This window comes from Williamsia sp. D3 (assembly GCF_000506245.1).
Classification (GTDB): domain Bacteria; phylum Actinomycetota; class Actinomycetes; order Mycobacteriales; family Mycobacteriaceae; genus Williamsia; species Williamsia muralis.
On sequence record NZ_AYTE01000026.1, the window covers coordinates 328686 to 352375 of the forward strand.

A 23690-nucleotide genomic window follows, 5' to 3' on the forward strand; every position below is an offset into this window, starting at 1 on the left:
CGGGGCCGCAGCCACTCTCGTGTCAATCCGTGTTCGGGCGCGCCGGGAGCGGGGACACGGGTCCGCCGGACATTGCCGGATCCGCCGCTCAGGTAGGCTAGATCAGTTATGTCGACTTCGTCCAACCAGCCGGAACAGTCCGCCCGGCGTAAACGGCGACGACGTCCGACCAACCGCTCCACCCGCACCGACCGGCCGGATCCGGCTGTGATCGAGCGCCGACGCGCGCTCGTCCCCACGATCAGTTACCCGCCGCAACTGCCGGTGTCCGAGGCCCGCGATGCCATCGCCGAGGCGATCTCGGAGCATCAAGTTGTTGTCGTCGCCGGTGAAACCGGTTCCGGTAAGACCACACAGCTTCCCAAGATCTGTCTCGAGCTGGGGCGCGGACTGGCCGGCAAGATCGGTCACACTCAGCCTCGCCGACTCGCTGCGCGGTCGGTTGCCGAACGGATCGCCGAGGAAACCGGGACCGAACTCGGCGGCGTCATCGGATATTCCGTGCGCTTCACCGACAAGGCAGGCGACGACACGCTGGTCAAGGTGATGACCGACGGCATACTGCTGCGTGAATTGTCCCAGGACCGGATGCTCCGTGAGTACGACACCCTGATCATCGATGAGGCCCACGAGCGAAGCCTCAACATCGACTTCATCCTCGGCTACCTCAAGCAACTGCTGCCACGCCGCCCCGACCTGAAGATCATCATCACCTCGGCAACCATCGAACCCGGCCGGTTCGCCGACCACTTCGCGACCGATGACGCGCCGGTGCCGATCATCGAGGTGTCCGGCCGCACCTATCCGGTGGAGATCCGCTATCGCCCACTCGTGGTCGACGACGAGGACGAAGCCGACCTCGATCAGCTACAGGCCATCGGGGCCGCCGTCGACGAGCTGTGCTCTCACGGCCCAGGCGACATCCTGGTGTTCCTGCCCACCGAACGCGAGATCACCGATACCGCGAAATCGCTTGCACACCTTGAATCCCGTGGCATCGAGATCGTCCCGCTGTTCGCCCGGCTGTCCGCGGCAGACCAGCACAAGGTGTTCTCCAGTCACCGAGGTCGGCGAATCGTGTTGTCCACCAACGTTGCCGAGACATCGTTGACCGTGCCGGGAATCCACTACGTCATCGACGCCGGCACCGCCCGGATGTCGCGCTACTCCACGCGCACCAAGGTGCAGCGGCTGCCGATCGAGCCGATTTCGCAGGCCAGCGCACGGCAGCGGGCGGGGCGGTGTGGCCGCGTGGCCGCAGGTGTGTGCATCCGGCTCTACAGCGAAGAGGACTTCGAGAGCAGGCCCGAGTACACCGAGCCCGAGATCCTGCGCACCAACCTCGCGTCGGTGATCCTCACGATGACCTCTCTGGGGCTCGGCGACGTCGGCCGGTTCCCGTTCGTACAGCCGCCGGATCAGCGGGCGATCCGAGACGGCCAGCAACTACTGGACGAACTCGGGGCGCTCGAACCTGCCTCGGCCGACAACCCCGTGCGCCGACTCACCCCGATCGGACGGTCGCTCGCTCGCATACCTGTCGATCCGCGGCTGGCGCGCATGCTGGTCGAGGCCGACAAACAGGGCGTGGTCGGCCCGATGCTCGTGTTGGCGGCCGCACTGTCGATTCCGGACGTACGCGAGCGGCCGGCCGAACACCGCCAGGCGGCCGATGCCTCGCATGCGCGCTTCGCCGCTCCGGGGTCGGAGTTCCTGACCCTGCTGAATCTGTGGACCTACCTGGACGAACTACGCTCGGAGTTGTCGTCGAACCAGTTCCGGAAGCGGTGCGGTCGAGAGTATCTGCACAGCTTGCGAATCCGCGAATGGCGAGACCTGCACGCGCAGCTGGTCCGGATCGCCAAGGACCTCGGGTGGTCGGTTCCTGCGACGGTGACCGCACCAGACCATGAATCGCCATCGGCGGCGTCGATTCATCAATCCATCCTGTCCGGTCTGCTCAGCCAGATCGCGTCCGCGAGGGAGACGCCAAGGAGTTCCTGGGCGCTCGCGGCACGAAGTTCATGATCTTCCCGGGATCTCATCTCTCGTCGAAACCACCACGGTTCGTGATGGCGGCCGAGATCGTGGAGACCTCTCGGCTCTGGGCGCGTACCGCCGCACGCATCGAACCGGAATGGGCCGAGCGCCTGGCCGGGCACCTCGTCAAACGGCAGTACAGCGAGCCTCATTGGTCCGGGAAACACTCAGCGGCCATGGCCTACGAGCGGGTCACCCTCTACGGCGTCCCGCTGGTCACCAAACGACGCGTGAACTACGGCTCGATCGATCCCGCCGTTGCTCGCGAGTTGTTCATCCGCCACGCGCTCGTGGAGGGTGACTGGCGTACACAACACCCGTTTTTTCACCGCAATCGCGCGTTGCTCGAGGACGCCGAGGAGTCGGTTCACCGGGTGAGGCGCACCGACGTCATCGTCGACGACGACCAGCTCTTCGCCTTCTACGACCGTCACATCGGCGAAGAAGTGGTGTCGGGCAGACACTTCGACACGTGGTGGAAGACCGCACGCAAAGCTGACCCCACCTTGCTGGATCTGGATCCCGCCGACCTCGTGGCCGACGCTGCCGCCACCGACCCGGCCGGGTTTCCCGACCACTGGCGTCAGGGAGACACAAGTTATGCCTTGAGTTACCGGTTCGAGCCCGGCACCGTCGATGACGGCGTAAGTGTGCTCATCCCGTTGTCGCTGCTCGTGCGTGCCCGGCCCTCTGGATTCGACTGGCTGGTCCCCGGCATGCGCTTGGAGCTGATCACCGAGCTGATCCGCACCCTGCCGAAATCCCTACGGCGGCAAGTGGGACCGGCCCCCGACCTGGCCGGGCAAATACTGGAGTCGGTGACACCGAGGAGCAAGCCTCTCACCGAGGCGGTGGCCGCCGAGATCCGTGCGCGCACGGGTGTCGACGTAGCAGCATCAGATTTACGACTTGCCGCACTCCCCGGCCACCTGCGTATGACCTTCACTGCGGTCACCACCGACGGCGAAGTTCTCGGACGTTCCAAGTCGCTGCGCGAACTGCAGGATCGACTGGCCGGTAGATCTCGCGCTGCCCTGGAGAGTGAGGCCGGCACCGCATCCCGACCTGTGGCCACCACGTGGACCGCTGACACCTTCGGAGACATCAGCCGCACATTGCGCAGTTCTGTTGCCGGGCAAGACATCACAAGCTATCCCGCCCTGACCCGCCGAGGCAGTGGTTTCACGGTGGTCGCCGTACCCACCCAGGCCGAGCAGGCTGCGAACATGTACGACGCTGTTGTCGAGATGATCGTCTCCAGCGTTCCGCCACTACGACCGTCGGTGACATCGACACTGAGCACCGCCGAGCGACTCGCCCTCAGTCAGAGCCCCTACCCGGACACCGCTGCTCTTCTGGCCGATTGCGTTCGGGCTGCCGTGGTGGACCTTGTACCCAACCCGCCGAATGTCTGGACGACAAGCGAATTCGCTGCACTTCGGGAAAATGTGGCCCGCCAGGCAACCGGGAGGGCAACGGACAAACTACGCAGGGTGGCGACGATCCTGACCCGCGTGGCGCCCCTACGAACGGCGATCACCGCGGGCGCCAGATCGATCGCCGCAGACGACGTGCGGGACCAGCTGGACGAGCTGCTGTTCGACGGATTCGTCTCTGCGACACGCGACGAACACCTCTCGGAGATCCCCCGCTACCTCGATGCTGCGAGGTCGAGGCTCGAACAGCTCCCGGCAGGCGCCGCTCGCGATGCCCAGTCGATGGCTGCCATCGACCGGGTGGTGTCGGCGTGGACTGATCACCTGCGACACGTGCCGCCCGGTCGCCGGGACGCGGTCAACGACCAAGCTGGATGGATCGTCGAAGAGCTGAGAGTTGGACTGTTCGCACAGCACCTGCGTACTGCGTATCCCGTGTCGGAGAAACGGGCGATCAAGGCCATCCGGGAACTGCGCTGATCCGGCAGCACCACTGCCGGACGAAAGCGGTCAGGGTTTGGCCGCTCGCAGATCGTCGATCTCTTTCTGGAAGTCTTCGACTGAGTCGAACGAGCGATACACCGACGCAAAGCGAAGGTAAGCGACCTCGTCGAGATCTCGTAACGGGCCCAGGATCGCCAGGCCCACTTCGTTGCTGGGAACTTCGGCCGATCCTGAGGCTCGAACGGCCTCTTCGACCTGCTGCGCGAGCAGGTGCAGACGGTCATCGTCGACCGCGCGGCCCTGGCAGGCGCGCCTCACGCCCCTCATCACCTTCTCGCGGCTGAAAGGTTCGGTGACACCGTTGCGTTTGACGACCGCGAGGACTGCGCTCTCCACGGTGGTGAACCGCCGTCCGCATTGCGAGCAGGCCCGCCGACGACGAATCGCCTGGCCCTCGTCGGCCACCCGTGAGTCGACGACCCGCGTGTCCTCGTTCTTGCAAAACGGGCAGTGCATGCAGGGTTCCTCGGACGTCAGCGGCCCCGTCGGAATGACCGGACACTCTGTTGTAGAGGATACCGCCCGGCCGATTGCTTGCCCCAGCACTGCAGCTACCGCGCGTAGATCGGCGTCACCAGGGATTGCCCGGGCGACAACGCTGAATTGCTCATCGCGTTGAGGTCCATGATCTTCTCCACCACCGCTTCGGTCGGCATCTCGGGTGCGATTCGAGAGGCGATGTCGCCCAACGATTCTCCCGACTGCACGTGGACGACCGCCGTCCCGGTGTTCGCCGGAGCGGCACCGCTCTCGACAACCCGGCCGAAGAACATGAGGAACAGCACGAGCATCATCAGGCCGATTCCGACCACGGCGGCTCCGGCCCAGGCACGTCGGCGGAAATACACATCGCGCTCGACGGCAACCGACGGTGCGGAACTGCCCGGCTCGGAGCAGCCCACCACAACACGGCGGTCTGCGGCGAGCCTGCGGTCGGCCGGTCGGCGAGTACTGTCGACACGCGCTCGCGCCGTGCGGGTGTACTGATCGGAGGCGACGGGCCCACCGACTCGGGCGAGGCGGCGACGGGGCCGCTCAGCGGCCGGGCGGCTGATGGTGGTGGCTGCAGTCATTGTTCGATCCTCGGGTCAACAGTTCGATCACTCGTTCGATTGAACGAATGTTCGAGTTGTATCACGGGGGTCCGACACACGCCACGCCCAATCGAACAAATGTTTGAGAGTTGTGACTGATTGCATTAGCGTGATCCCCATAATCCAACGAACAACGTGTGCGTTTTCTTCTCTCGACAGCTACGACACCTTGGCCGGACACCGTACGAACTGGAGGACCTGATGGCCGATACGACAGACACCCGGACGCCGCCGGACGCGGCGGCCGCGACGGTGGTCACTTCCGAACCGCTGGCCGAGGGGTCTCTGACCCCGCGCCAGAAAGCCGTGCTGGAGGTGATCCGGGCGTCGGTCCGCGAACGCGGCTATCCCCCGTCCATCCGCGAGATCGGTGATGCCGTCGGCCTCACCTCCACGTCGTCGGTCGCTCATCAGCTCCGCACCCTCGAGCGCAAAGGATTCCTCCAGCGCGAGAACAACCGTCCCCGGGCGGTCAACATCCAGGACACCGACCTCAACCCGGCCACGGCGGCCGGCCAGGTCCAGGTACCCGACGAATCACTGCCGACACCGACGTTCGTTCCGGTCCTCGGCCGCATCGCGGCCGGCGGGCCGATCCTGGCCGAGGAAGCCGTCGAAGACGTGTTCCCGCTACCGAAAGAGCTTGTCGGGGAAGGGTCTCTGTTCCTCCTGCGGGTGGTCGGCGAGTCGATGATCGATGCCGCCATCTGTGACGGCGACTGGGTGGTCGTCAGACAGCAGAATGTCGCAGACAACGGCGACATCGTCGCGGCCATGATCGACGGAGAGGCGACCGTCAAGACGTTCAAACGCACCAAGGATGCGGTGTGGCTGATGCCGCACAACCCGGTGTTCGACCCCATCCCCGGCGACAACGCCGTTGTGTTGGGCAAAGTCGTCACGGTGATGCGGCGCCTCTGAGGCGTCCGGCAACATCCTCGGTAACCGGGGACGCGGGGACTACGCAGACACGAGTGGGGTGCACCTTCCGGTGCACCCCACTTCGCGTAGTTATGAAACTCGTACTCAGACCCCGAGGCTTCGGCCGATGACTTCCTTCATGATCTCGGTGGTGCCGCCGTAGATGGTCTGAACGCGCGAATCGAGGAAGGCCTTGGCCACCGAGTACTCACGCATGTAGCCGTAGCCACCGTGCAGTTGCAGGCAACGATCGATGAGGTGGACCTGGTTCTCGGTGGCGTAGTACTTCGCCATCGCCGCGTCCGGAACGGTGAGCTTCTTCTCGTTCAGCAGTTCGATACACCGATCGACGAACACACGGGTGGTAGCGGTGGACGTCGCCAGTTCGGCGAGCAGGAACCGCGAGTTCTGGAAGCTACCGATCGGGCGGCCAAATGCCTTGCGGTCCTTCGTGTACTGGATTGTCGTCTCGAGAACCGACTCCATCGCACCGGCCGCCACAACAGCGATCGACAGGCGCTCCCGCGGGAGGTTCTGCATCAGGTAGATGAAGCCCATCCCCTCCTCGCCCAGCAGGTTCTCGGCGGGCACCTTGACGTTGTCGAAGCTCAGCTCGGCGGTGTCCTGCGCCTTCATCCCGACCTTGTCAAGATTGCGGCCGCGTTCGAATCCCTCCATACCGCGCTCGACCACCAGCAGGCTGAACCCCTTCGCACCGGCCTCGGGGTCGGTGCGGGCCACCACGATGACGAGGTCCGCGTTGATACCGTTGGTGATGAACGTCTTGGAACCGTTCAGCACCCAGTTGTCGCCGTCTTTCTTGGCGTTGGTCTTGATGCCCTGGAGATCGGACCCGGTGCCGGGCTCGGTCATCGCGATCGCGGTGATCAGCTCACCGGACACGAAGCCGGGCAGCCAGCGTGCCTTCTGCTCGTCATTGCAGAGGTCGAGCAGGTACGGCGCCACCACGTCGTTGTGCAGCGCGAATCCGATACCGCTATAGCCGCCGCGGACGGTCTCTTCGTCGATGATGGTGTTGTAACGGAAGTCGTCGACTCCCCCGCCACCGAACTCCTCGGGCGCCTCCACCGCGAGGAATCCGTTCTTTCCTGCTTCGACCCAGACATCCCGGTCCACCAGGTTCTGCTCTTCCCAGCGTTCGTGGTTCGGCGCCACGTGCTGTTCGAGGAAGCTCCGGTACGAATCACGGAAGAGAAGGTGCTCGGGCTCGAAAAGGGTGCGTTCCATCGTCAGGTCTCCGTTACAGGTGGCATTGGTTGGATATCCAACTGTAACCGGATTCTACATCTGTCCCAAAGCTGCAGTTCGAAGCGCTATTCGGCCGCCTCGGGAATGGCCAGAGATGCCAGCTGGCGCGACAGCGCGGCAGGCACCGTGGCGGTGATCGCAGTCCCGTCCGGTTCGTGACGTTCGGTCAATACGTCACCCTCGGCATGGATCCGGGACACGAGGTCGCCACGCTCATACGGCACCCGGACACTGACGTGCACGTCGTTCCTGGCCACCGACTCCCGGATGCGGTCGAGGAGTACGTCGATGCCCTCGCCGGTGGCCGCCGAGATGAACACGGCTGTCGGGAACAGCCCTTTGAGCTGCGCCAGTACCAGCGGGTCGGCCGCATCGATCTTGTTGATCACGAGCAGTTCGGGCGGAGCTGTTGCCTTCTCCTCCTCGAGCACGGATTCGATCACCTTCCGCACCGCCATGATCTGGTCGGTCGGAACCGGATCCGAACCATCAACGATGTGCAGGAGCAGATCGGCGTCGGCGACTTCTTCGAGGGTCGAACGGAAGGCCTCGACCAGCTGGGTGGGCAGATGCCGGACAAATCCGACGGTGTCGGTGATGACCAGTTCACGGCCATCCTCGAGGGACATCTGACGGGTTGTCGGATCGAGGGTTGCGAACAAGGCGTTCTGGACCAGCACGCCCGATCCGGTCAACGCGTTGATCAAACTCGATTTGCCGGCGTTCGTGTACCCGACGATGGTCACCGCTGACGCGGCAGCCTGCTTTCGCTTGGCGCGCTTAGTGGTTCGTGACGTCTTCATCTCGCGGATCTCGCGCCGCAGTTTCGCGGTGCGTTCGCGGATCCGTCGACGGTCGGTCTCGATCTTGGTCTCACCGGGTCCGCGCAGTCCGACGCCGCCATTGCTGCCGGCACGGCCACCCGCCTGCCGGGACATGGATTCACCCCAGCCACGAAGCCGCGGGAGCATGTACTCCATCTGGGCCAGGGCGACCTGCGCCTTGCCTTCTCTCGACGTCGCGTGCTGGGCGAAGATGTCGAGGATCAGCGCAGTTCGATCGACAACCTTGACCTTGACCACTTTTTCCAGAGCGGTCAGCTGAGCGGGGGTCAGCTCGCCGTCGCAGATGACGGTGTCGGCGCCGGTGGCCAAGACGATCTCACGCAGCTCATGAGCTTTGCCGGACCCGATATAGGTTGCCGGGTCGGGCTTTTCACGACGCTGGATGAGACCTTCGAGAACTTCCGACCCTGCCGTCTCGGCGAGGGCCTTGAGCTCGGCGAGACTGGAATTTGCTTGCGCAGTGGTGCTGCCCTGCGTCCAGACCCCCACCAGGACAACCCGTTCGAGTCGCAGCTGGCGGTACTCGACCTCGGTGACGTCGGTGAGTTCTGTGGACAATCCGGCGACGCGCTGCAGCGAACTGCGTTCGTCGAGCTGGAGTTCGCCGATCGTCGGCGCGTCGCGCTGATCGTTGCCGGTCTTGTTGATTTCGGTCATGAGATCACCATGGTGACACTCGGGTAGGTGTGGTGCATACCGATTTTAGAGCCATCCCTCGTTGAGCACTCCGGCGCCGACGAGTACCGACGGGCCGCGCAGCGTTGTGTTCTCGTCATCGACCGTCACCGTGATCTGGCCCCCGGGAACGTTGACGAGTACCGTCCCCTCGGACCTTCCCATGAACCGCAGAGCAGCTGCGCCGGCGGCGACGACTCCGGTACCGCAGCTGCGGGTTTCACCGACTCCGCGTTCGTGGACCCGCATCGTGATCTCGGCGTCCACGGCGTCCGCAGCGCCTGCCGACGGTGCGGTGATCAGCTCGATGTTCACACCATCGGGAAAGACTGTGTTGTCGAACGTGATCGACCCGCACAGATCGATGTCCGCCAGATCCTGCGGCGTCAACCCGTCGACCACGCACGCCAGATGGGGATTGCCGACATCCACCGACACCCCGGCGTACCGCCGGCCGTCGATCTGGCTTTGCTGTCGACGCCGAGACGGGCTGGGCCCATGTTCACGGTGACGTCGGCCGACGAACCCGTCACAGCGTGCACCGTCACCGGCCGCGCACCTGCGCGCGACCCGACGGTGAAGGAGCGTTCGGACACGAGCTCGTGCGCGGCAAGGAAATGCGCGAACACCCGGACACCGTTGCCACACATCTCCGCGATCGAGCCGTCGCCGTTGCGGTAGTCCATGAACCAATCGTCGTCGGCTATGCCGGCGCCGAGCGCTGTGAGCACACCCGCGTCGCGGAGTGCCCCGGCTGTGGCGACCCGGAGGACCCCGTCCGCCCCGATGCCACGGTGACGATCACACAGCGCCGACACGAACTCCGGGGTGAGGTCCAACTGCACGCCGGGGTCGGGCAACAGCACAAAATCGTTCTGTGTGCCGTGCCCTTTGACGAAATCGACGCGTGCGAACATTCTGTCAACGATACGCGCCCGACCTCCTCATCTGCCTGCCGCGCGCAGCGCCTGACCGGTGAGGTCCGGCGACGAGGCGTCGAGCCAGTGGATGCGAGGGTCACGGCGGAACCAGGACCGCTGCCTGCGTACGTAACGCCGCGTACCGATGAAGGTCAGCTCCTGCGCGCGCGCCACGTCGTATTCGCCGTCGATGGCCGCCATCACCTGTGCGTATCCGATGGCGCGAGCAGCGGTGACACCATCCCGGAGGCCGGCCGCCAGCAGTGTCTCCACCTCGTCGACGAAGCCCGAACCGAACATCGCACTCGTGCGTCGCTCGATCCGCTCGTCGAGCTCTGCGGTGTCGCGATCGAGTGCGATCACCGTCGTGTCCCACCTGGGGTCACCGATCGTCGGAGCCGACGCGGCGAAGGGCTGACCCGTCAGCTCCACCACTTCCAACGCCCGGACGATCCGGCGACCATCGGTGTCCAGGATCTGCCGGGCGGCTTCCGGATCCACCTGCGCCAGCCGGTCATGCATTGCTCGTGTCCCGATCCGCTCCAGTTCGTCTTCGTGGCGCCGTCGGACGGCCGGATCAGTGGCCGGGAAGTTCCAGTCGTCGAGGAGTGCCTGGATGTACATCATCGATCCACCCACCACCACCGGCGTTCGCCCCTGCGCCAGGAGACGCTCGATGTCCTCGCGGGCGGCCTGCTGATACCTGGCGACGGTCGCCGTCTCGGTGACGTCGAGGACGTCGATCTGATGATGAGTGATCCCGCGACGCTCGTGCACGGGAACCTTGGCCGTACCGATGTCCATCCCCCGGTACTGCTGCATCGCGTCGACGTTCACGATGTCCCCGCCCAGCTCGACCGCCAGATCGAGCGCGAGGTCGGACTTGCCACTGGCCGTGGGCCCGATCACCGCGATGGGCTTCGTCCCGGCGGTCACGTGTTCCACCAGGCCACCGTGTAACCCACGCCGAACGGCGCCCCCGCGTAGCGGACCTCGGACGCCAGAGATGGTCCGGCAAAGGCTCCAGATGCCACCTGCCACGCTGCCCTGCCCTCGACGCCGAACTCGGCACACCGCGATTCGTCGAGCCCCGAGATGGTGTTGTGGTCGGCCGCTGCGAGCGCGTCGTCGATCATGTCCTGGAACTCGACCGCACCGCGCTTCAGCCCACCGGGCGACTTCTCGGTGATCGTTGTTGCACCGTCGGCCACCACGAGCAGACCGACAGGCTCCGGGGCCGACGCGAGCCGCGACCTTAGGTCGGACCCTTGCCGTAGACACGACTGCGCGGGCGCAGCCGGGTCGACGACCTCCACCGTGAGAGCAACATGTGGAGCCGTCCGGGTCCGGAGCCATCCCCCGATCAACACTGTGGTGGGCATGCCGGCATCAGTCGGCTCATCAGAACCCGGGACCAATTCCACTGCCACATCGACACCGAAACCCGCCAGGGTTCCCCGCGCAGACATCTCACGTCGAGGGTCTCCGGCACCGACAAGTACCCAGCGACTGCACATTTCGGCGAGTTGTCCACAGACGTCGAATGCCGCGGCCCGCACCGGTGCGACCTCCGAGAGCGCCGGCCCGGACAGTTCTGGCACCAATACCGGCGCGCCCGGGACAAATGCAGCGGCAACCAACACCTGCGCCACGCTAGCCGACGCGCGTGAACCCAGAATGCGCCCGACCGGCCGATTGTCCACGAGTGTCCACACACAAGCCGGTGACCTGCTTCAATGATAGAGGCGGTGCGCCGCCACCCGGGTGTGGAGACCGTTCACCGCCGGTAGACAAACGCAACTGGCAGCCGTGTCGCGCGGCAGGAACTAGGTACTGAGATGACCGAGCAGCACACGCCCGCACCGGCCGCACCAGAGACACCGCGCCCGCCCCGGGACCCAAGCCTGGTCCCCGGCCCGGCCCGCGACCGGGCCCGCGCCCCGGTCAGCACCCCCCGGCAAAGGTCCACCCCGCACCTGCGGAGGTGATACGTCCCGCGTCGGATCCCTCGAAGTTCGGGCGTATCGACGATGACGGCGCCGTGTGGCTCAAAACCTCAGAGGGCGAGCACCAGATCGCCTCGTGGCAGGCGGGCACAGCCGCCGAAGGCCTGGCGCACTTCGGTCGGCGATTCGACGACCTCGTGGTCGAAGTCGAGCTGCTCGAGGAGCGCCTCGACGCCGGTACCGGTGATCCCCGCAAGACCAAGACCGCAGCGGCCGCACTGCTCGACACGTTGCCCACGGCAGCGGTCATCGGAGACGTCGATGCCGTCGCATCGCGACTGAAGCTGATCATCGACGGCGCGGACGGCGCTGCCGAGAAGGTCAAACACGACCGGGACGAAGCCCGTGCAAAGGCCGTCGCCCGCAAAGAAGAACTCGCCGCCGAAGCAGAGCAGATCGGGTCGGAGTCGACCCAATGGAAAGTCGCCGGCGACCGCATGCGGGTCATCCTCGAAGAGTGGAAGACCATCAAAGGCGTCGACCGCAAGACCGACGACCAGCTGTGGAAGCGCTACTCCAAGGCCCGTGACACGTTCAACCGCCGTCGCGGTGCACATTTCGCCGAGATGGACCGCGAACGCGCCGGCGCCCGTTCACGCAAGGAAGAGCTGATCGTCGAGGCCGAGGCCTTGTCGTCGTCGACCGAATGGGCCGACACCGCAGCGAAGTTCCGCGACCTGCTGACCCAGTGGAAGGCCGCCGGACGCGCACCACGCGACCAGGACGACGCATTGTGGGCGCGGTTCAAGGCCGCCCAGGATGTCTTCTTCAGCGCCCGCAACGCCGCGTCGTCACAACGCGATGCCGAGTTCGAGACCAACGCGAAGGCAAAGCTCGAACTACTTGCGCGGGCCGAGAAGTCCATCGATCCGCAAGCAGATCTCGAGGCGGCTCGTCGCGAGTTCCGCACCATCCGGGACCAGTGGGACGAGATCGGCAAGGTGCCGCGCGAACAGATGCACTCCCTCGAGGCACGGATCAAGGCTGTGGAGAAGCGGATTCGCGACGCCGAGTCCGCTCAGTGGCAGCGCACCGATCCCGCAGTGAAGGCGCGTGCACAGCAATTCGCCGACCGCGTGGCCCAGCTCGAGGATCAGGCTGCCAAGGCGGAAGCCAACGGCAAGAGCAAGGATGCACGCAAGCTACGCGAACAGGCCGAACAGTGGCGCGAATGGGCGCGTGCTGCCGAAGGCGCCATCGGGGACTGACGTCGACCTGGCATCCTCACGGATGCCGGCGGGCCCGACGGATGCCGGCGGCTTGCTAGAGGTCGTCGCCCTCTGAGCGACGGCTTTCACGCCGGCGTTCGGATGTTCGCCGCTGTAGCGCGAGCGCCCGCTCTTCCTCGGCCGCGGCCTCGTCGCGACGCTGCGCCTCGAGAGCCAATTGGTAGTTGGTACGGGCCCACACCACGCGCGACCAGTGGAAGGTGATCACGAACATCGCCACCCATCCGATGATCAAGCCGATGCCGACGCCGCTGGGCGGCTCTTCTCCGGACACTCCCGGAGTGTTGCGCGACCACCATGCCAGCAGACCCGCGAAACATGACACCGCACTGCCACACAGGGCGATCCAGGCGAAGACCCATCGGCGGGTGAGCAGCGCGAGCGCCGAGAAACCGATCCCGAAGACCAGCTGCAGGATCACAAACACGCGCGAGGTGATGGTCACCCGTTCGGCCGCCGCGTCCGAGCTGAACGTGATCACGTCGATGCCGGTCACGGACCCGGTGTGGGGCAGGACGAAGGACAGAATCGCCACCAGCACCGCAACCGCCACCACCACGGCGCGGGCCCCGGGGTCGATCTCGCCGGCGACCTTGCGTTCGGCCTTGCGCAGATCGCCCTTGAACTGATCGAAACCCGCTGGGTCCGGTCCGTTGTTCTTCTCGGTCATCAGAGCTCGCATCCTGCGCCACAGGCAGATTCAACCGGCGCTTCGACAGGCTTCCCGATCGGCGGCAGACCGAGTCCGACTCCGATCGGCGGGGTTTGGGGGGTGGTACCGGCCGCGTGCGCGTCGCCGGCCCGGGTACGCCGATGACCGCGGATACCGTCATCGGCCAGCAGATAGTGCGGTGCCGCACCGGTCACGACCGTGTCCACCAGATCGCCAGGACGGATGGTGTCGCCCTCGGTGACGAAATGGACGAGCCGGCCGTCGCGCGCACGGCCGGTCATCCGGCCCTGATCTTTCCGGCCGTCGGCGGTCACCAGGACCTCCACCGGCGCCCCGATGAGCTTCTGGTTCTCCTCCAGGCAGATCCGGTCCTGCAGGTCCGTCAGCCGCATATAGCGCTCACTCACCACATGTTTGGGTACCTGGTCGGCCATGTCGGCCGCCGGTGTCCCCGGCCTGGGCGAATACTGGAAGGTGTACGCGCTGGTGAATCTGGCCGCGGCGACCACGTCGAGGGTCGCCTGGAAATCCTCTTCGGTCTCACCGGGGAATCCGACGATGATGTCGGTGGTGACGGATGCGTGCGGCATCGCCGCCCGCACCCGCTCGATGATCCCCAGGAACTTTGTACTGCGGTAGCTGCGGCGCATCGCCTTGAGGATCCGGTCAGAACCCGACTGCAATGGCATGTGCAGTTGGGGACAGACGTTCGGGGTCTGCGCCATCGCCTCGATCACGTCGTCGGTGAACTCTGCGGGGTGCGGCGACGTGAACCGCACACGTTCGAGACCCTCGATGTCACCGCAGGCACGCAGCAGCGCGGCGAATGCTCCCCGATCGCGTCCCAGATCCGGATCGGCGAACGACATTCCGTAGGCATTCACGTTCTGGCCGAGCAAGGTGACCTCGACAACCCCTTCGTTCACCAGCGCCTGCACCTCGGCGAGGACGTCTCCGGGCCGGCGGTCGACCTCCTTGCCGCGAAGAGCCGGAACGATGCAGAACGTGCAGGTGTTGTTGCAACCGACCGAGATCGACACCCACCCCGAATACGCGGACTCGCGTTTGGCGGGCAACGTGGACGGAAAGGCTTCCAGTGCATCGATGATCTCGACCTGGGCCTGCGCATTGTGGCGAGCGCGTTCGAGCAGCACCGGCAGAGATCCGAGGTTGTGTGTTCCGAACACGACGTCGACCCACGGGGCCTTCTCCAGGACGGTGCCGCGATCCTTCTGGGCAAGACAGCCGCCGACAGCGATCTGCATTCCGGGACGACTCGCCTTGACCGGTGCCAGATGCGAGAGGTTGCCGTACAGCTTGTTGTCGGCGTTCTCCCGGACGGCGCAGGTGTTGAAGACCACCAGGTCGGCATCACCATCGTCGGATGCGCGGACATAACCGGCCTCTTCGAGGAGACCGGAAATACGCTCGGAGTCGTGGACATTCATCTGACAGCCGTAGGTGCGGACCTGGTAGGAGCGCCCCATGGTGTCGGGGTGCCCGGTCTGCGGATCCGTCATCGAGATTGTCACTCCTACCAGGGTACTTGGCCCATCAGACCAGGTGAAATTGGCGGCTGAGCTGCGGCGATCCACCCCTCCAGCCGCGCGATGTTCCCGGTCCCCCGCTGCTCGCCGACACCGGCACCTTAAGGTCGACAGTTATGACAGCACCTCGAGCGGGCTCGTCCGCGCCTCACCCCGACGGGCCGGCCGCCACACAGACCGCCCCACCGATGATCGCTCTGTGCGACGTGCAGAAGCACTTCGGCGACCTCCACGTGCTCAAGGACATCGACCTCGAGGTGCCCGCCGGTCAGGTCGTGGTCATCCTCGGTCCGTCGGGATCGGGCAAGTCCACCCTGTGCCGCACGATCAACCGGCTCGAGCCGATCGACAGCGGCGAGATTCGTATCGACGGCAAGTTGTTGCCCGCCGAAGGCAAGGCGCTCGCCGCCCTGCACGCCGACGTCGGAATGGTCTTCCAGTCGTTCAACCTGTTCGCGCACAAGACAATCCTCGACAATGTGACGCTGGCCCCGATCAAGGTGCGTGGCAAGGACAAGGCTGCGGCGAACAAGCGCGGGATGGAACTGCTGGAGCGAGTCGGCATCGCGAGCCAGAAGGACAAGTACCCGGCGCAACTCTCCGGCGGACAGCAGCAGCGCGTTGCCATCGCACGATCACTGGCGATGGATCCCAAGGTCATGCTGTTCGACGAGCCGACATCCGCTCTGGACCCGGAAATGGTCAACGAGGTCCTCGACGTGATGGTCTCACTCGCAAAAGAGGGCATGACGATGCTGGTCGTCACCCACGAGATGGGGTTTGCCCGCAAGGCGGCCGACCGAGTGGTCTTCATGGCCGACGGCGCCATCGTGGAGGACACCGATCCCGAGTCGTTCTTCACCCGGCCCGAGTCCGGGCGCGCCCGTGACTTCCTCGGCAAGATCCTCGGCCATTGAACACGGCGCCAACGAGGAAGCGCACCATGCGTGAGAACTCGAAACACTGGATCCTGCTACCGGCCGTGGCCATCGTGGTGCTCTGCACAGCACTCACCGCATGCGGTAACACCAGCCCGCGCAACCTCATGGAATCGATCGAGAGCGGCTCGGTCATCCTCGGCACAAAGTTCGATCAGCCCGGCCTGGGTCTGCGACACCCCGACAAGTCGTTCACCGGATTCGATGTCGCGGTGTCCGAGTACGTGGTCAACACCATCGCGCAGAACAATGGATGGAAGAAGCCGAAGATCACATGGCGGGAAACCCCATCGGCGCAACGCGAGACGCTCATCGACAACGGTGAGGTCGATATGATCGCCGCCACCTACTCGATCAACGCGGCCCGCTCGAAGAAGGTGAGTTTCGCCGGTCCTTATCTGATCAACTACCAGGGGCTGCTGGTCCGCGAGGACGACGACAGTATCACCACGCTCACGGATCTGAACAAAGGCAAGAAGCTGTGTTCGGTGACAGGCTCCACCTCGGCCCAGAACGTGAAGAACCAGTTGCCGAAAATTCAGCTGCAGGAGTACGACTCGTACTCGTCCTGCGTGGAGGCTCTGCGCCGCAACAAGGTTGACGCCCTCACCACCGACGAGGCCATCCTCGCCGGGTTCTCCGACTTCTTCCCCGATGAGTTCAAGATCGTCGACATGACGTACCCCAAGGACGCGTGTGTGACCTCGAGCGGGAAGAAATCGCTCAAGAAGGCCGGCACCCCGTTCTCGACCGAGCGATATGGCATCGGGATGCCCAAGGACTATCCCGAATCCGTGACGGCGGTGAACGAGGCACTCGTGTCGATGCTGACAAAGCCTGCCGACGGCGGCGAGTCGGCCTGGGAGATCGCCTTGCGTGACGAAATCGGCGACGGCGAAGTCGATTCGATGATCGAGCGTGCGCAGGGTCCCGATTCCAAGTACCAGTTCACCCCGGTGCCAGGAGACCTCGGCTTCCTCGAGTCGACATCCACCCCATGCCCGGCGGAGCTGTCATGAGTGAACTCTGGTCCGACATCGGACCGCAGCTGTGGCCTGCCTACTGGGTCACGCTCAAACTCACCTTCTACTCCGCCATCGGAGCCCTCATCTGGGGCACCGTTCTGGCCGGCATGCGGGTCTCTCCTGTCCCCGTGATGCGGGTGTTCGGAACCTGGTACGTCAACATCGTCCGCAACACTCCGCTGACGCTCATCGTCATCTTTGCCTCGGTCGGCCTGTACCAAAACCTCGGGCTGAAGCTGGCCCAGGAGAACGACGAGTTCATCACCAACAACAATTTCTGGCTCGCCGTCCTGGCCTTTGTGCTCTACACGTCCACGTTCGTATGCGAGACGCTGCGGTCGGGGTTCAACACCGTGCCACTCGGACAGGCCGAAGCAGCTCGCTCGCTCGGCCTGCCGTTCAGCAAGGTGTTCGGGATCATCGTGCTTCCCCAGGCGGTCAGATCGGTGATCGGTCCGATGGGCAGCGTGCTGATCGCGCTGACCAAGAACACCACGATTGCTTCGGCGATCGGTGTGGCCGAGGCCTCGTTGCTGATGAAAGAACAGATCGAGAATCACGCCGATCAGGTGGTGGGGATCTTCGTCATCATCGCCATCGGGTTCATGGTGATCACCCTCACCGAGGGATATGTCTTCGGTTTCCTCGCAAAGCGTCTGGCGGTCAAGCGATGAGCAGTGCAACAGTTCTCTACGACGCTCCGGGGCCCAGGGCACGGCGTCGCAATCAGCTCATCGCTGTCGGATTCGCGGTGGTGCTACTCGCCATCGCGATCTACGTGGTCGTGGCACTGGCCGGCAACGGGCAGCTGACCAGCGAGAAGTGGAAGCCGTTCCTGGAACCGGACACGTGGACCACCTACCTGCTGCCCGGTTTGTGGGGAACACTCTCCGCCGCGGTTCTGTCGATCGTGTTGGCTCTACTGCTCGGCGCGGTTCTCGGCATCGGCCGATTGTCCGACCACCGAGCGATTCGCGGACTCAGCGGAGCGGTGGTCGAGTTCTTCCGGGCCATACCCGTGCTCATCCTGATGATCTTCGCCTACTACCTGTTTGCCGAATACGCCGTTTTCCCAGCCGAGGACCTGGCCTTCGCTGCCGTGGTGACCGGACTGACGCTGTACAACGGCTCTGTCATCGCAGAGATCCTGCGGGCAGGCATCACATCGCTACCGAGCGGCCAGCTCGAGGCGGCGAACTCACTCGGTCTGCGAAAATCACAGACCATGCGACTGGTGTTGCTCCCGCAGGCGGTGACTGCCATGTTGCCTGCGCTGATATCGCAGATGGTCATCGCTCTGAAGGACAGTGCACTCGGATACGCGATCGGTTATGTCGAGGTGGTGAGGTCCGGCATCCAGTCGGCATCTTTCTACGGCAACTATCTGCCGGCCCTCGTGGTGGTCGCGGCCGTGATGATCCTGCTGAACTTCGGGCTCTCGACGTTGGCCACCGTCATCGAGCGGAGATTGAGGGAAGGCAAGAATCGCGGACCGGTCGCAGATGTGAAAGTGGACGAGCAGGCCGCTGCTGTCTGATCTTCATTCGGCAGTGAGCTGGTTCAGTTCCTCGTTCACCAGACTCATGGCCAGAGACGGTGCGTACCCACGTCTGGCCAGCATCGCGACCAGTCGCCGAACGTGTTTGTCCCGCTGGACCCGGTCAGAGATGTCTTCGGCCGTCAGGCGAGTCGCCTTGCGACGCAACAGGTCTGCTGCCCGTTCGCGTTCGGCGTCATCGTCGATCTGATCGAGTGCGTGCTCGATCACGGTGTCGGCAACGCCCTTCTGCCGGAGCTCGTGCCGCAGAGCAGTGCGTCCCTTGCCGCTGTGGCGGTGTCGGGAATGCACCCATTGCTCGGCGAAATCGACATCGTCGAGCAGACCGGCCGCGGCGAGCCGAGTCATCACCGATTCGATCTCGGTGGGCGCAAAATCTTTGTCGTGCAACCGTTTGCGCAGTTCTGCCTGACTTCGTGCGCGGACGCCGAGCAACCGCAATGCGGCGTCATAAGCCGATGCGGTGGTAGCGGTGCGGTCGCCGGAACTCTCTGGAGCAGGCGGCGTCGCAGACGGACTGACCGGGACAGACCTGCGGGAGAGGATGTCTGCGATCGCGGACCGCAGCTCGGCGGTGCTCTCGTGGACGTCCTCTCCCGCAGGCCTGTTCACCTGAATCGGCGTCCTAGAACTCGACCGGCGCCGGCGCGACGGCATCTTCGGTCAGGACAGCGCCGATCCCGAGCTTTTCCTTGATCTTCTTCTCGATCTCGTCACGCACCTCGGTGTTCTCGAGCAAGAACTTACGAGCATTCTCCTTGCCCTGGCCCAGCTGTTCACCTTCATAGGTGAACCAGGAACCGGACTTGCGGACAAAGCCGTGCAACACGCCCATGTCGATGAGCGAACCCTCTTTGCTGATGCCATGGCCGTACAGGATGTCGAACTCGGCCTGCTTGAACGGAGGGGCAACCTTGTTCTTGACGACCTTGACGCGAGTGCGGTTACCGACTGCCTCGGTACCGTCCTTGAGGGTCTCGATCCGGCGCACATCCAGACGGACCGATGCGTAGAATTTCAGCGCCTTACCACCGGTGGTGGTCTCGGGAGACCCGAACATCACGCCGATCTTCTCGCGCAGCTGGTTGATGAAGATCGCGGTGGTGCCCGAATTGCTCATGGCACCGGTCATTTTCCGCAGTGCCTGGCTCATCAACCGCGCCTGCAGACCGACGTGGCTGTCGCCCATCTCGCCCTCGATCTCCGCACGCGGCACGAGCGCCGCGACCGAGTCGATAACCAGGATGTCGAGAGCGCCCGACCGGATCAACATGTCAGCGATCTCGAGTGCCTGCTCACCGGTGTCCGGCTGTGACACCAGCAACGCGTCGGTGTCGACTCCCAGTCGCTGTGCGTAGTCCGGGTCGAGGGCGTGCTCGGCATCGATGAACGCCGCGATGCCACCGGCGGCTTGTGCATTGGCGACCGCGTGCAGCGCAACGGTGGTCTTACCCGACGATTCCGGCCCGTAGATCTCCACCACGCGGCCTCGCGGGAGACCTCCGATGCCGAGAGCGACATCAAGCGCGATCGAGCCGGTCGGGATGGTGGCGATCGGCTGGCGGGCGTTCTCGCCGAGACGCATCACCGAACCCTTGCCGTAGTTCTTGTCGATCTGGGCCAATGCCAGGTCGAGGGCCTTTTCGCGGTCTGGTTGGGCTGCCATGGTTTCCCCTAGTGTTTGCGCCGAGTTGTCGGCGGTGGTGGTGCCGCCGGTCTGGCGGGATCGGGCTTTCTTTCGCGTATTCGGCATCTCTTTGCGCACTGACGTCACGCTAGATCAGCCCTCTGACAATCCCGGATCTCGACGTTCCCGTCCTCGCGTCGAACACCACCCACTCTAGGCGAACGCTTGTTCGAGTCAACCACCCGGACATCCGACACGCCGGGGCAGATGAAGTACTGCTACCAGCGTTCCCGCGGGACGTCGAAGTCCCGGCACAGCGCTGTCCACACATCTCTGGGATCGATGCCGGCATCAAGCGCTTCGGCAGCCGTCCGGCCACCGAGGTCGGTGAGGACGTGGTCGACAAGCATCGAATTCGCAGTGGTGGACCCGAACTCGGTGCTGATGAGTTCGGAGAATTCGGTCAATCGCACGTGACCAAGCGTAGCGAAACCTTCAGGACCGCGCTGCGCCGACACATACCGCGACCGGGTCGACAACGTCGGCACCGGTCCGGGCGCCGCGTCGAGCGGCTTCGGTGAATGACTTGTTGTCCAGCACCTTTCGGCACGCCGCGGCCAACGACTCGACGGTGGTGGGCCTGACCACCGCTGCACTGCCCCATCGGCGGGCACGCTGGGCCAATTCCCACTGATCTCCGCCGCCGGGAACGAGCACCTGAGGTACGCCGGCCAGCATGGACTTCGCCAGCATTCCGTGTCCTCCACCGCAGATGACGAGCGATGCGTCATGGAGGAGCTCGTCTTGCCTGCCGTGTCCGGCCACAGCCCACGACGGTAGATCACCTACCTCGGGATCGAGCCCTGAGACCACCGCCCGCACCGGGCGTCCCAATACGCGCGGGTCGAGCGCAGCCAGCGCCGCCTCCACCAGACCTGCCGAACCGGTCACCGCGGTGGACGGCGCGATGACAACCAACGGGGCGTCACCGGGGGGACGTGCGAAGACGGCGTCGGTGGGTTCCCACAGCAGGGGGCCGACCACCTCGGCTCCGTCGGGCCAGTCCGGGCGGGGCACCTCCAGCGCCGGAAGGGTCGCGATCAGCCGCGCTCCCGGATGCGGCTGCGCGGGATCGAGCCCGATGCCCACCCGGGCGGCCGCACGCTGTTGTTGTCCCACTCGAATGGATCGGCCGGTAGCCGCGCGCATCAGCGCATCACGCACCCTGCCGGACAGGCCAGTGCCAGGTTCCAGGCCACTGCCGACAGGGGGAAGCCCCACCGAGGGTTGGTACAGCGGATGGGGCGACAATTCCACCCATGGGGCACCGATCGTCTCGGCGGCCCAGCCGCCACACACGGTGATGACATCGCCGACCACCAGATCGGGTTCGAGTTCGGCGAGCACCGGCGCCAGTTGTTTGCTCATCCGCGCCGCGCGTGCACTGAGTTTGTCACCCGCATCGGTGTCGTCGTCAGCAGCCGACGCCGTCAGACCGGGGAGTTCTCGGACGTCGAGGCCGCGAGCGGTTGCCTTCTCGATCCACTGCGAACCCGTGTACACCACCGCTTCGATGTTGTTGTCCTGCAACAACTCCGCGAGCGCGAACACGGGAAAGGCATGACCGGCGTCAGAGCCTGCCACCAGAGCTGCGCGCACGCGTGTCCCCCGTACCGCCGATCATGACCCGATCTCGGTCGAACTCTTGTCAGAAGCTGCCCACTTGATCACCGCGACGATTCCGATCACGACGAGCCCGATCACGAGCACCGTGAGCAGACCCTTCACCACGGCCATGATCAGCCCGAAGGCCAGCCACACCACAAGTATCGCCAGCAGAACTTTCCACCACATGACATCTCCTGTCGTCCGAGTGACCTCAACGGTGCCAGTGCTCGGTCCCGATGTCAGTCGAAAAACGACCAAGATGGGGGGAAGTTCAGGGACTACCCTGACCCCGGAGACGTCAGTTGGCTTGCGGCTTCTCGATGTTCGTCTTCGCCTGGTCGACGGCCGGCGTCGCGGCTGAGTCTCCGGCAGCCAGTGATTCGCCCGCCATGGACGCGCGGATTTGCTCGAGTCGTGAGTGTCCTGCCATCTGCACGCTGGCCTGTTGCACTTCGAGCATCCGGCCCTGAACCGAATTGCGCGACAACTCGGCCGATCCCAGGGCATTCGCGTAGCGCCGCTCGATCTTGTCCCGTACCTGGTCGAGGCTCGGTGTGTTGCCGGGGGCGGAGAGTTCACTCATCTGGTTGAGCGATGCCGAGACCTGCTCTTGCATCTTGGCCTGCTCGAGCTGACTGAGCAGCTTGGTGCGCTCGGAGAGTTTCTGCTGCAGCGTCATCGAGTTCTGTTCCACCGCACGCTTGGCCTGTTCAGCCGCCTGCAGCGACTGGTCGTGCAGCGCCTTGAGGTCCTCGACGCTCTGTTCCGCGGTGACCAGCTGCGCGGCGAAAGCCTCTGCGGCGTTGGTGTATTCGGTTGCCTTGGCGGCGTCACCGGAGGCGGCGGCCTTGTCGGCCAGCGTCAACGCCTGACGGGTGTTCGCCTGCAGGCGTTCGATGTCCTCGAGCTGACGGTTCAGCTTCATCTCCAACTGGCGCTGATTGCCGATGACCGCCGCAGCCTGCTGCGACAACGCCTGGTGCTGACGCTGCGCGTCCTCGATCGCCTGCTGGATCTGAATCTTCGGGTCGGCGTTCTCGTCGATCTTGGCGTTGCCGAACGCCATCAGGTACTTCCACGCCTTCACGAATGGGTTAGCCATTGCCCCGCCTTGTCTTGAAGTCCGAATCCGAGCAGTCTCGATCTAATCTATCGTCTGGCCCGGCCCGGTGGCACAAGACACCGATCACGCAGCCGCCAGAGCCGATGCCGGCTGCGGGATGACCACCTTGGTCTCGGTGGCGATCGTCGTGTGCGTGGGCGGGGTCGTGGGCTGGTCGTGGCCGGTGCGGAGGGTATCGCGGACATCGAGCAACACGTCGGCGATCTCTACTTCCAGCGCATCGCAGATGGCAGCGAGCAGTTCGCTGGACGCTTCCTTCTGGCCGCGTTCGACTTCCGACAGATAACCCAGGCTGACCCGGGCACTGGTTGATACCTCACGCAACGTACGGCCTTGATCCATCCGGACCCGCCGTAGGCTGCCACCGAGTGCTTCCCGCAGGAGCAGTGCCATATGAGTCCTCCTCAACACGTCAGTCAGTCCAACGCCGCACGGGCCGAATCCGTTCCCGAACCGCCGAGCGCTGTGCAGCAGATCCTCCCGAGCGCTTCGTCCGTCGACCGTGTGGTCGAGACTAGACGAAGATCCCGGCGATCGCCGCGTAGCGACACCGGTAGAACCCCGATGCCGAACGAGCCATTCCCACCCGGCC

Annotated in this window: 21 protein-coding genes and 2 pseudogenes; 7 read left to right on the top strand and 16 right to left on the bottom strand. The window is 64.7% G+C overall.

From position 1 onward, the window contains the following. The first annotated feature begins 108 nt into the window (after positions 1-108). A pseudogene (gene hrpA / locus W823_RS46600) lies at positions 109-3956 on the top strand (ATP-dependent RNA helicase HrpA). A gap of 30 nt (positions 3957-3986) precedes the next feature. Here the strand turns inward: hrpA and nrdR are convergent. Both nrdR and W823_RS56680 read right to left on the bottom strand, forming a co-directional pair. Next, entirely contained in the window at positions 3987-4436 is a 450-nt protein-coding gene (nrdR, locus tag W823_RS46605) for a transcriptional regulator NrdR (RefSeq protein WP_023959662.1), read from the bottom strand. Positions 4437-4531: 95 nt separating this feature from the next. Then, positions 4532-5053: a LysM peptidoglycan-binding domain-containing protein gene (locus W823_RS56680; RefSeq protein ID WP_023959663.1), complete on the bottom strand. Its 522-nt coding sequence runs from the start codon at positions 5051-5053 to the stop codon at positions 4532-4534. Positions 5054-5275: 222 nt separating this feature from the next. On the opposite strand from W823_RS56680, the gene lexA reads away from it, so the two are divergent. Further along, positions 5276-5995 (top strand): transcriptional repressor LexA, encoded by a 720-nt coding sequence (lexA, locus tag W823_RS46610; RefSeq protein WP_023959664.1) that lies wholly within the window; start codon positions 5276-5278, stop codon positions 5993-5995. Positions 5996-6100: 105 nt separating this feature from the next. Here the strand turns inward: lexA and W823_RS46615 are convergent, their stop codons facing one another. The 5 genes and pseudogenes from W823_RS46615 to W823_RS46635 form a co-directional block, all read right to left on the bottom strand. Next, on the bottom strand, positions 6101-7243 hold the full coding sequence (locus W823_RS46615) for an acyl-CoA dehydrogenase family protein (protein WP_023959665.1): 1143 nt from the start codon (positions 7241-7243) through the stop codon (positions 6101-6103). Between the two features lie 86 nt (positions 7244-7329). Next, positions 7330-8766: a GTPase HflX gene (gene hflX / locus W823_RS46620; RefSeq protein WP_023959666.1), complete on the bottom strand. Its 1437-nt coding sequence runs from the start codon at positions 8764-8766 to the stop codon at positions 7330-7332. Positions 8767-8811: 45 nt separating this feature from the next. Continuing rightward, a pseudogene (gene dapF, locus W823_RS46625) lies at positions 8812-9701 on the bottom strand (diaminopimelate epimerase). A 27-nt stretch (positions 9702-9728) separates the two neighbouring features. Further along, positions 9729-10640, bottom strand: coding sequence for a tRNA (adenosine(37)-N6)-dimethylallyltransferase MiaA (gene miaA / locus W823_RS46630; RefSeq protein ID WP_031332600.1), 912 nt, complete (start codon positions 10638-10640; stop codon positions 9729-9731). Then, positions 10637-11347: a hypothetical protein gene (locus tag W823_RS46635; protein WP_031332602.1), complete on the bottom strand. Its 711-nt coding sequence runs from the start codon at positions 11345-11347 to the stop codon at positions 10637-10639. Before W823_RS46635 ends, miaA begins: the two co-directional genes overlap by 4 nt. Positions 11348-11688: 341 nt before the next feature. Here W823_RS46635 and W823_RS46640 point away from each other — a divergent pair, with 341 nt between their 5' ends. Beyond that, positions 11689-12918 (top strand): DUF349 domain-containing protein, encoded by a 1230-nt coding sequence (locus tag W823_RS46640; RefSeq protein ID WP_023959669.1) that lies wholly within the window; start codon positions 11689-11691, stop codon positions 12916-12918. 55 nt (positions 12919-12973) lie between these two features. On the opposite strand, the gene W823_RS46645 is transcribed toward W823_RS46640, so the two are convergent. Together W823_RS46645 and miaB are read right to left on the bottom strand one after the other, a co-directional pair. Then, positions 12974-13609, bottom strand: a complete 636-nt coding sequence (locus tag W823_RS46645; RefSeq protein WP_031332606.1) for a hypothetical protein — start codon at positions 13607-13609, stop codon at positions 12974-12976. Then, positions 13609-15132: a tRNA (N6-isopentenyl adenosine(37)-C2)-methylthiotransferase MiaB gene (gene miaB, locus W823_RS46650; protein WP_023959671.1), complete on the bottom strand. Its 1524-nt coding sequence runs from the start codon at positions 15130-15132 to the stop codon at positions 13609-13611. Before miaB ends, W823_RS46645 begins: the two co-directional genes overlap by 1 nt. A gap of 215 nt (positions 15133-15347) precedes the next feature. Between miaB and W823_RS46655 the strand changes: the two genes are divergently transcribed. From W823_RS46655 to W823_RS0129730, 4 genes are read left to right on the top strand one after another with little or no spacing between them, the layout of a single operon-like run. Continuing rightward, positions 15348-16076, top strand: coding sequence for an amino acid ABC transporter ATP-binding protein (locus W823_RS46655; RefSeq protein ID WP_023959672.1), 729 nt, complete (start codon positions 15348-15350; stop codon positions 16074-16076). Between the two features lie 26 nt (positions 16077-16102). Continuing rightward, positions 16103-17116: a glutamate ABC transporter substrate-binding protein gene (locus W823_RS46660; protein WP_023959673.1), complete on the top strand. Its 1014-nt coding sequence runs from the start codon at positions 16103-16105 to the stop codon at positions 17114-17116. After that, entirely contained in the window at positions 17113-17796 is a 684-nt protein-coding gene (locus tag W823_RS0129725) for an amino acid ABC transporter permease (protein ID WP_031332608.1), read from the top strand. The genes W823_RS46660 and W823_RS0129725 overlap by 4 nt, the downstream gene beginning before the upstream one ends. Beyond that, positions 17793-18659: an amino acid ABC transporter permease gene (locus W823_RS0129730; protein ID WP_031332610.1), complete on the top strand. Its 867-nt coding sequence runs from the start codon at positions 17793-17795 to the stop codon at positions 18657-18659. Before W823_RS0129725 ends, W823_RS0129730 begins: the two co-directional genes overlap by 4 nt. Positions 18660-18662: 3 nt before the next feature. Here the strand turns inward: W823_RS0129730 and W823_RS0129735 are convergent, their stop codons facing one another. The 7 genes from W823_RS0129735 to W823_RS46685 form a co-directional block, all read right to left on the bottom strand. Beyond that, a complete protein-coding gene (locus W823_RS0129735; RefSeq protein ID WP_023959677.1) occupies positions 18663-19292 on the bottom strand; it encodes a regulatory protein RecX in 630 nt (209 codons plus the stop codon). Positions 19293-19305: 13 nt separating this feature from the next. Continuing rightward, positions 19306-20346, bottom strand: a complete 1041-nt coding sequence (gene recA, locus W823_RS46665; protein WP_030163447.1) for a recombinase RecA — start codon at positions 20344-20346, stop codon at positions 19306-19308. Between the two features lie 239 nt (positions 20347-20585). Further along, positions 20586-20780, bottom strand: a complete 195-nt coding sequence (locus W823_RS46670) for a DUF3046 domain-containing protein (protein ID WP_023959680.1) — start codon at positions 20778-20780, stop codon at positions 20586-20588. A 22-nt stretch (positions 20781-20802) separates the two neighbouring features. Continuing rightward, entirely contained in the window at positions 20803-21966 is a 1164-nt protein-coding gene (locus W823_RS46675) for a glycosyltransferase (RefSeq protein WP_023959682.1), read from the bottom strand. A 21-nt stretch (positions 21967-21987) separates the two neighbouring features. Beyond that, positions 21988-22161, bottom strand: a complete 174-nt coding sequence (locus tag W823_RS58455) for a hypothetical protein (RefSeq protein ID WP_023959684.1) — start codon at positions 22159-22161, stop codon at positions 21988-21990. Between the two features lie 112 nt (positions 22162-22273). Then, positions 22274-23077, bottom strand: a complete 804-nt coding sequence (gene pspA, locus W823_RS46680; protein WP_023959686.1) for a phage shock protein PspA — start codon at positions 23075-23077, stop codon at positions 22274-22276. Positions 23078-23161: 84 nt separating this feature from the next. Then, on the bottom strand, positions 23162-23491 hold the full coding sequence (locus W823_RS46685) for a helix-turn-helix domain-containing protein (protein ID WP_023959688.1): 330 nt from the start codon (positions 23489-23491) through the stop codon (positions 23162-23164). Between the last annotated feature and the right edge of the window lie 199 nt (positions 23492-23690).

Coding starts and splice junctions, on each gene's coding strand:
- W823_RS58455 (WP_023959684.1), bottom strand. CDS start 22,161: ATGTGGTGGAAAGTTCTGCTGGCGATACTTGTGGTGTGGCTGGCCTTC.
- W823_RS56680 (WP_023959663.1), bottom strand. CDS start 5,053: ATGACTGCAGCCACCACCATCAGCCGCCCGGCCGCTGAGCGGCCCCGT.
- W823_RS46645 (WP_031332606.1), bottom strand. CDS start 13,609: ATGACCGAGAAGAACAACGGACCGGACCCAGCGGGTTTCGATCAGTTC.
- miaB (WP_023959671.1), bottom strand. CDS start 15,132: ATGACGGATCCGCAGACCGGGCACCCCGACACCATGGGGCGCTCCTAC.
- hflX (WP_023959666.1), bottom strand. CDS start 8,766: ATGACCGAAATCAACAAGACCGGCAACGATCAGCGCGACGCGCCGACG.
- W823_RS46615 (WP_023959665.1), bottom strand. CDS start 7,243: ATGGAACGCACCCTTTTCGAGCCCGAGCACCTTCTCTTCCGTGATTCG.
- lexA (WP_023959664.1), top strand. CDS start 5,276: ATGGCCGATACGACAGACACCCGGACGCCGCCGGACGCGGCGGCCGCG.
- pspA (WP_023959686.1), bottom strand. CDS start 23,077: ATGGCTAACCCATTCGTGAAGGCGTGGAAGTACCTGATGGCGTTCGGC.
- W823_RS46685 (WP_023959688.1), bottom strand. CDS start 23,491: ATGGCACTGCTCCTGCGGGAAGCACTCGGTGGCAGCCTACGGCGGGTC.
- W823_RS0129730 (WP_031332610.1), top strand. CDS start 17,793: ATGAGCAGTGCAACAGTTCTCTACGACGCTCCGGGGCCCAGGGCACGG.
- nrdR (WP_023959662.1), bottom strand. CDS start 4,436: ATGCACTGCCCGTTTTGCAAGAACGAGGACACGCGGGTCGTCGACTCA.
- W823_RS0129725 (WP_031332608.1), top strand. CDS start 17,113: ATGAGTGAACTCTGGTCCGACATCGGACCGCAGCTGTGGCCTGCCTAC.
- recA (WP_030163447.1), bottom strand. CDS start 20,346: ATGGCAGCCCAACCAGACCGCGAAAAGGCCCTCGACCTGGCATTGGCC.
- W823_RS46655 (WP_023959672.1), top strand. CDS start 15,348: ATGATCGCTCTGTGCGACGTGCAGAAGCACTTCGGCGACCTCCACGTG.
- W823_RS46660 (WP_023959673.1), top strand. CDS start 16,103: ATGCGTGAGAACTCGAAACACTGGATCCTGCTACCGGCCGTGGCCATC.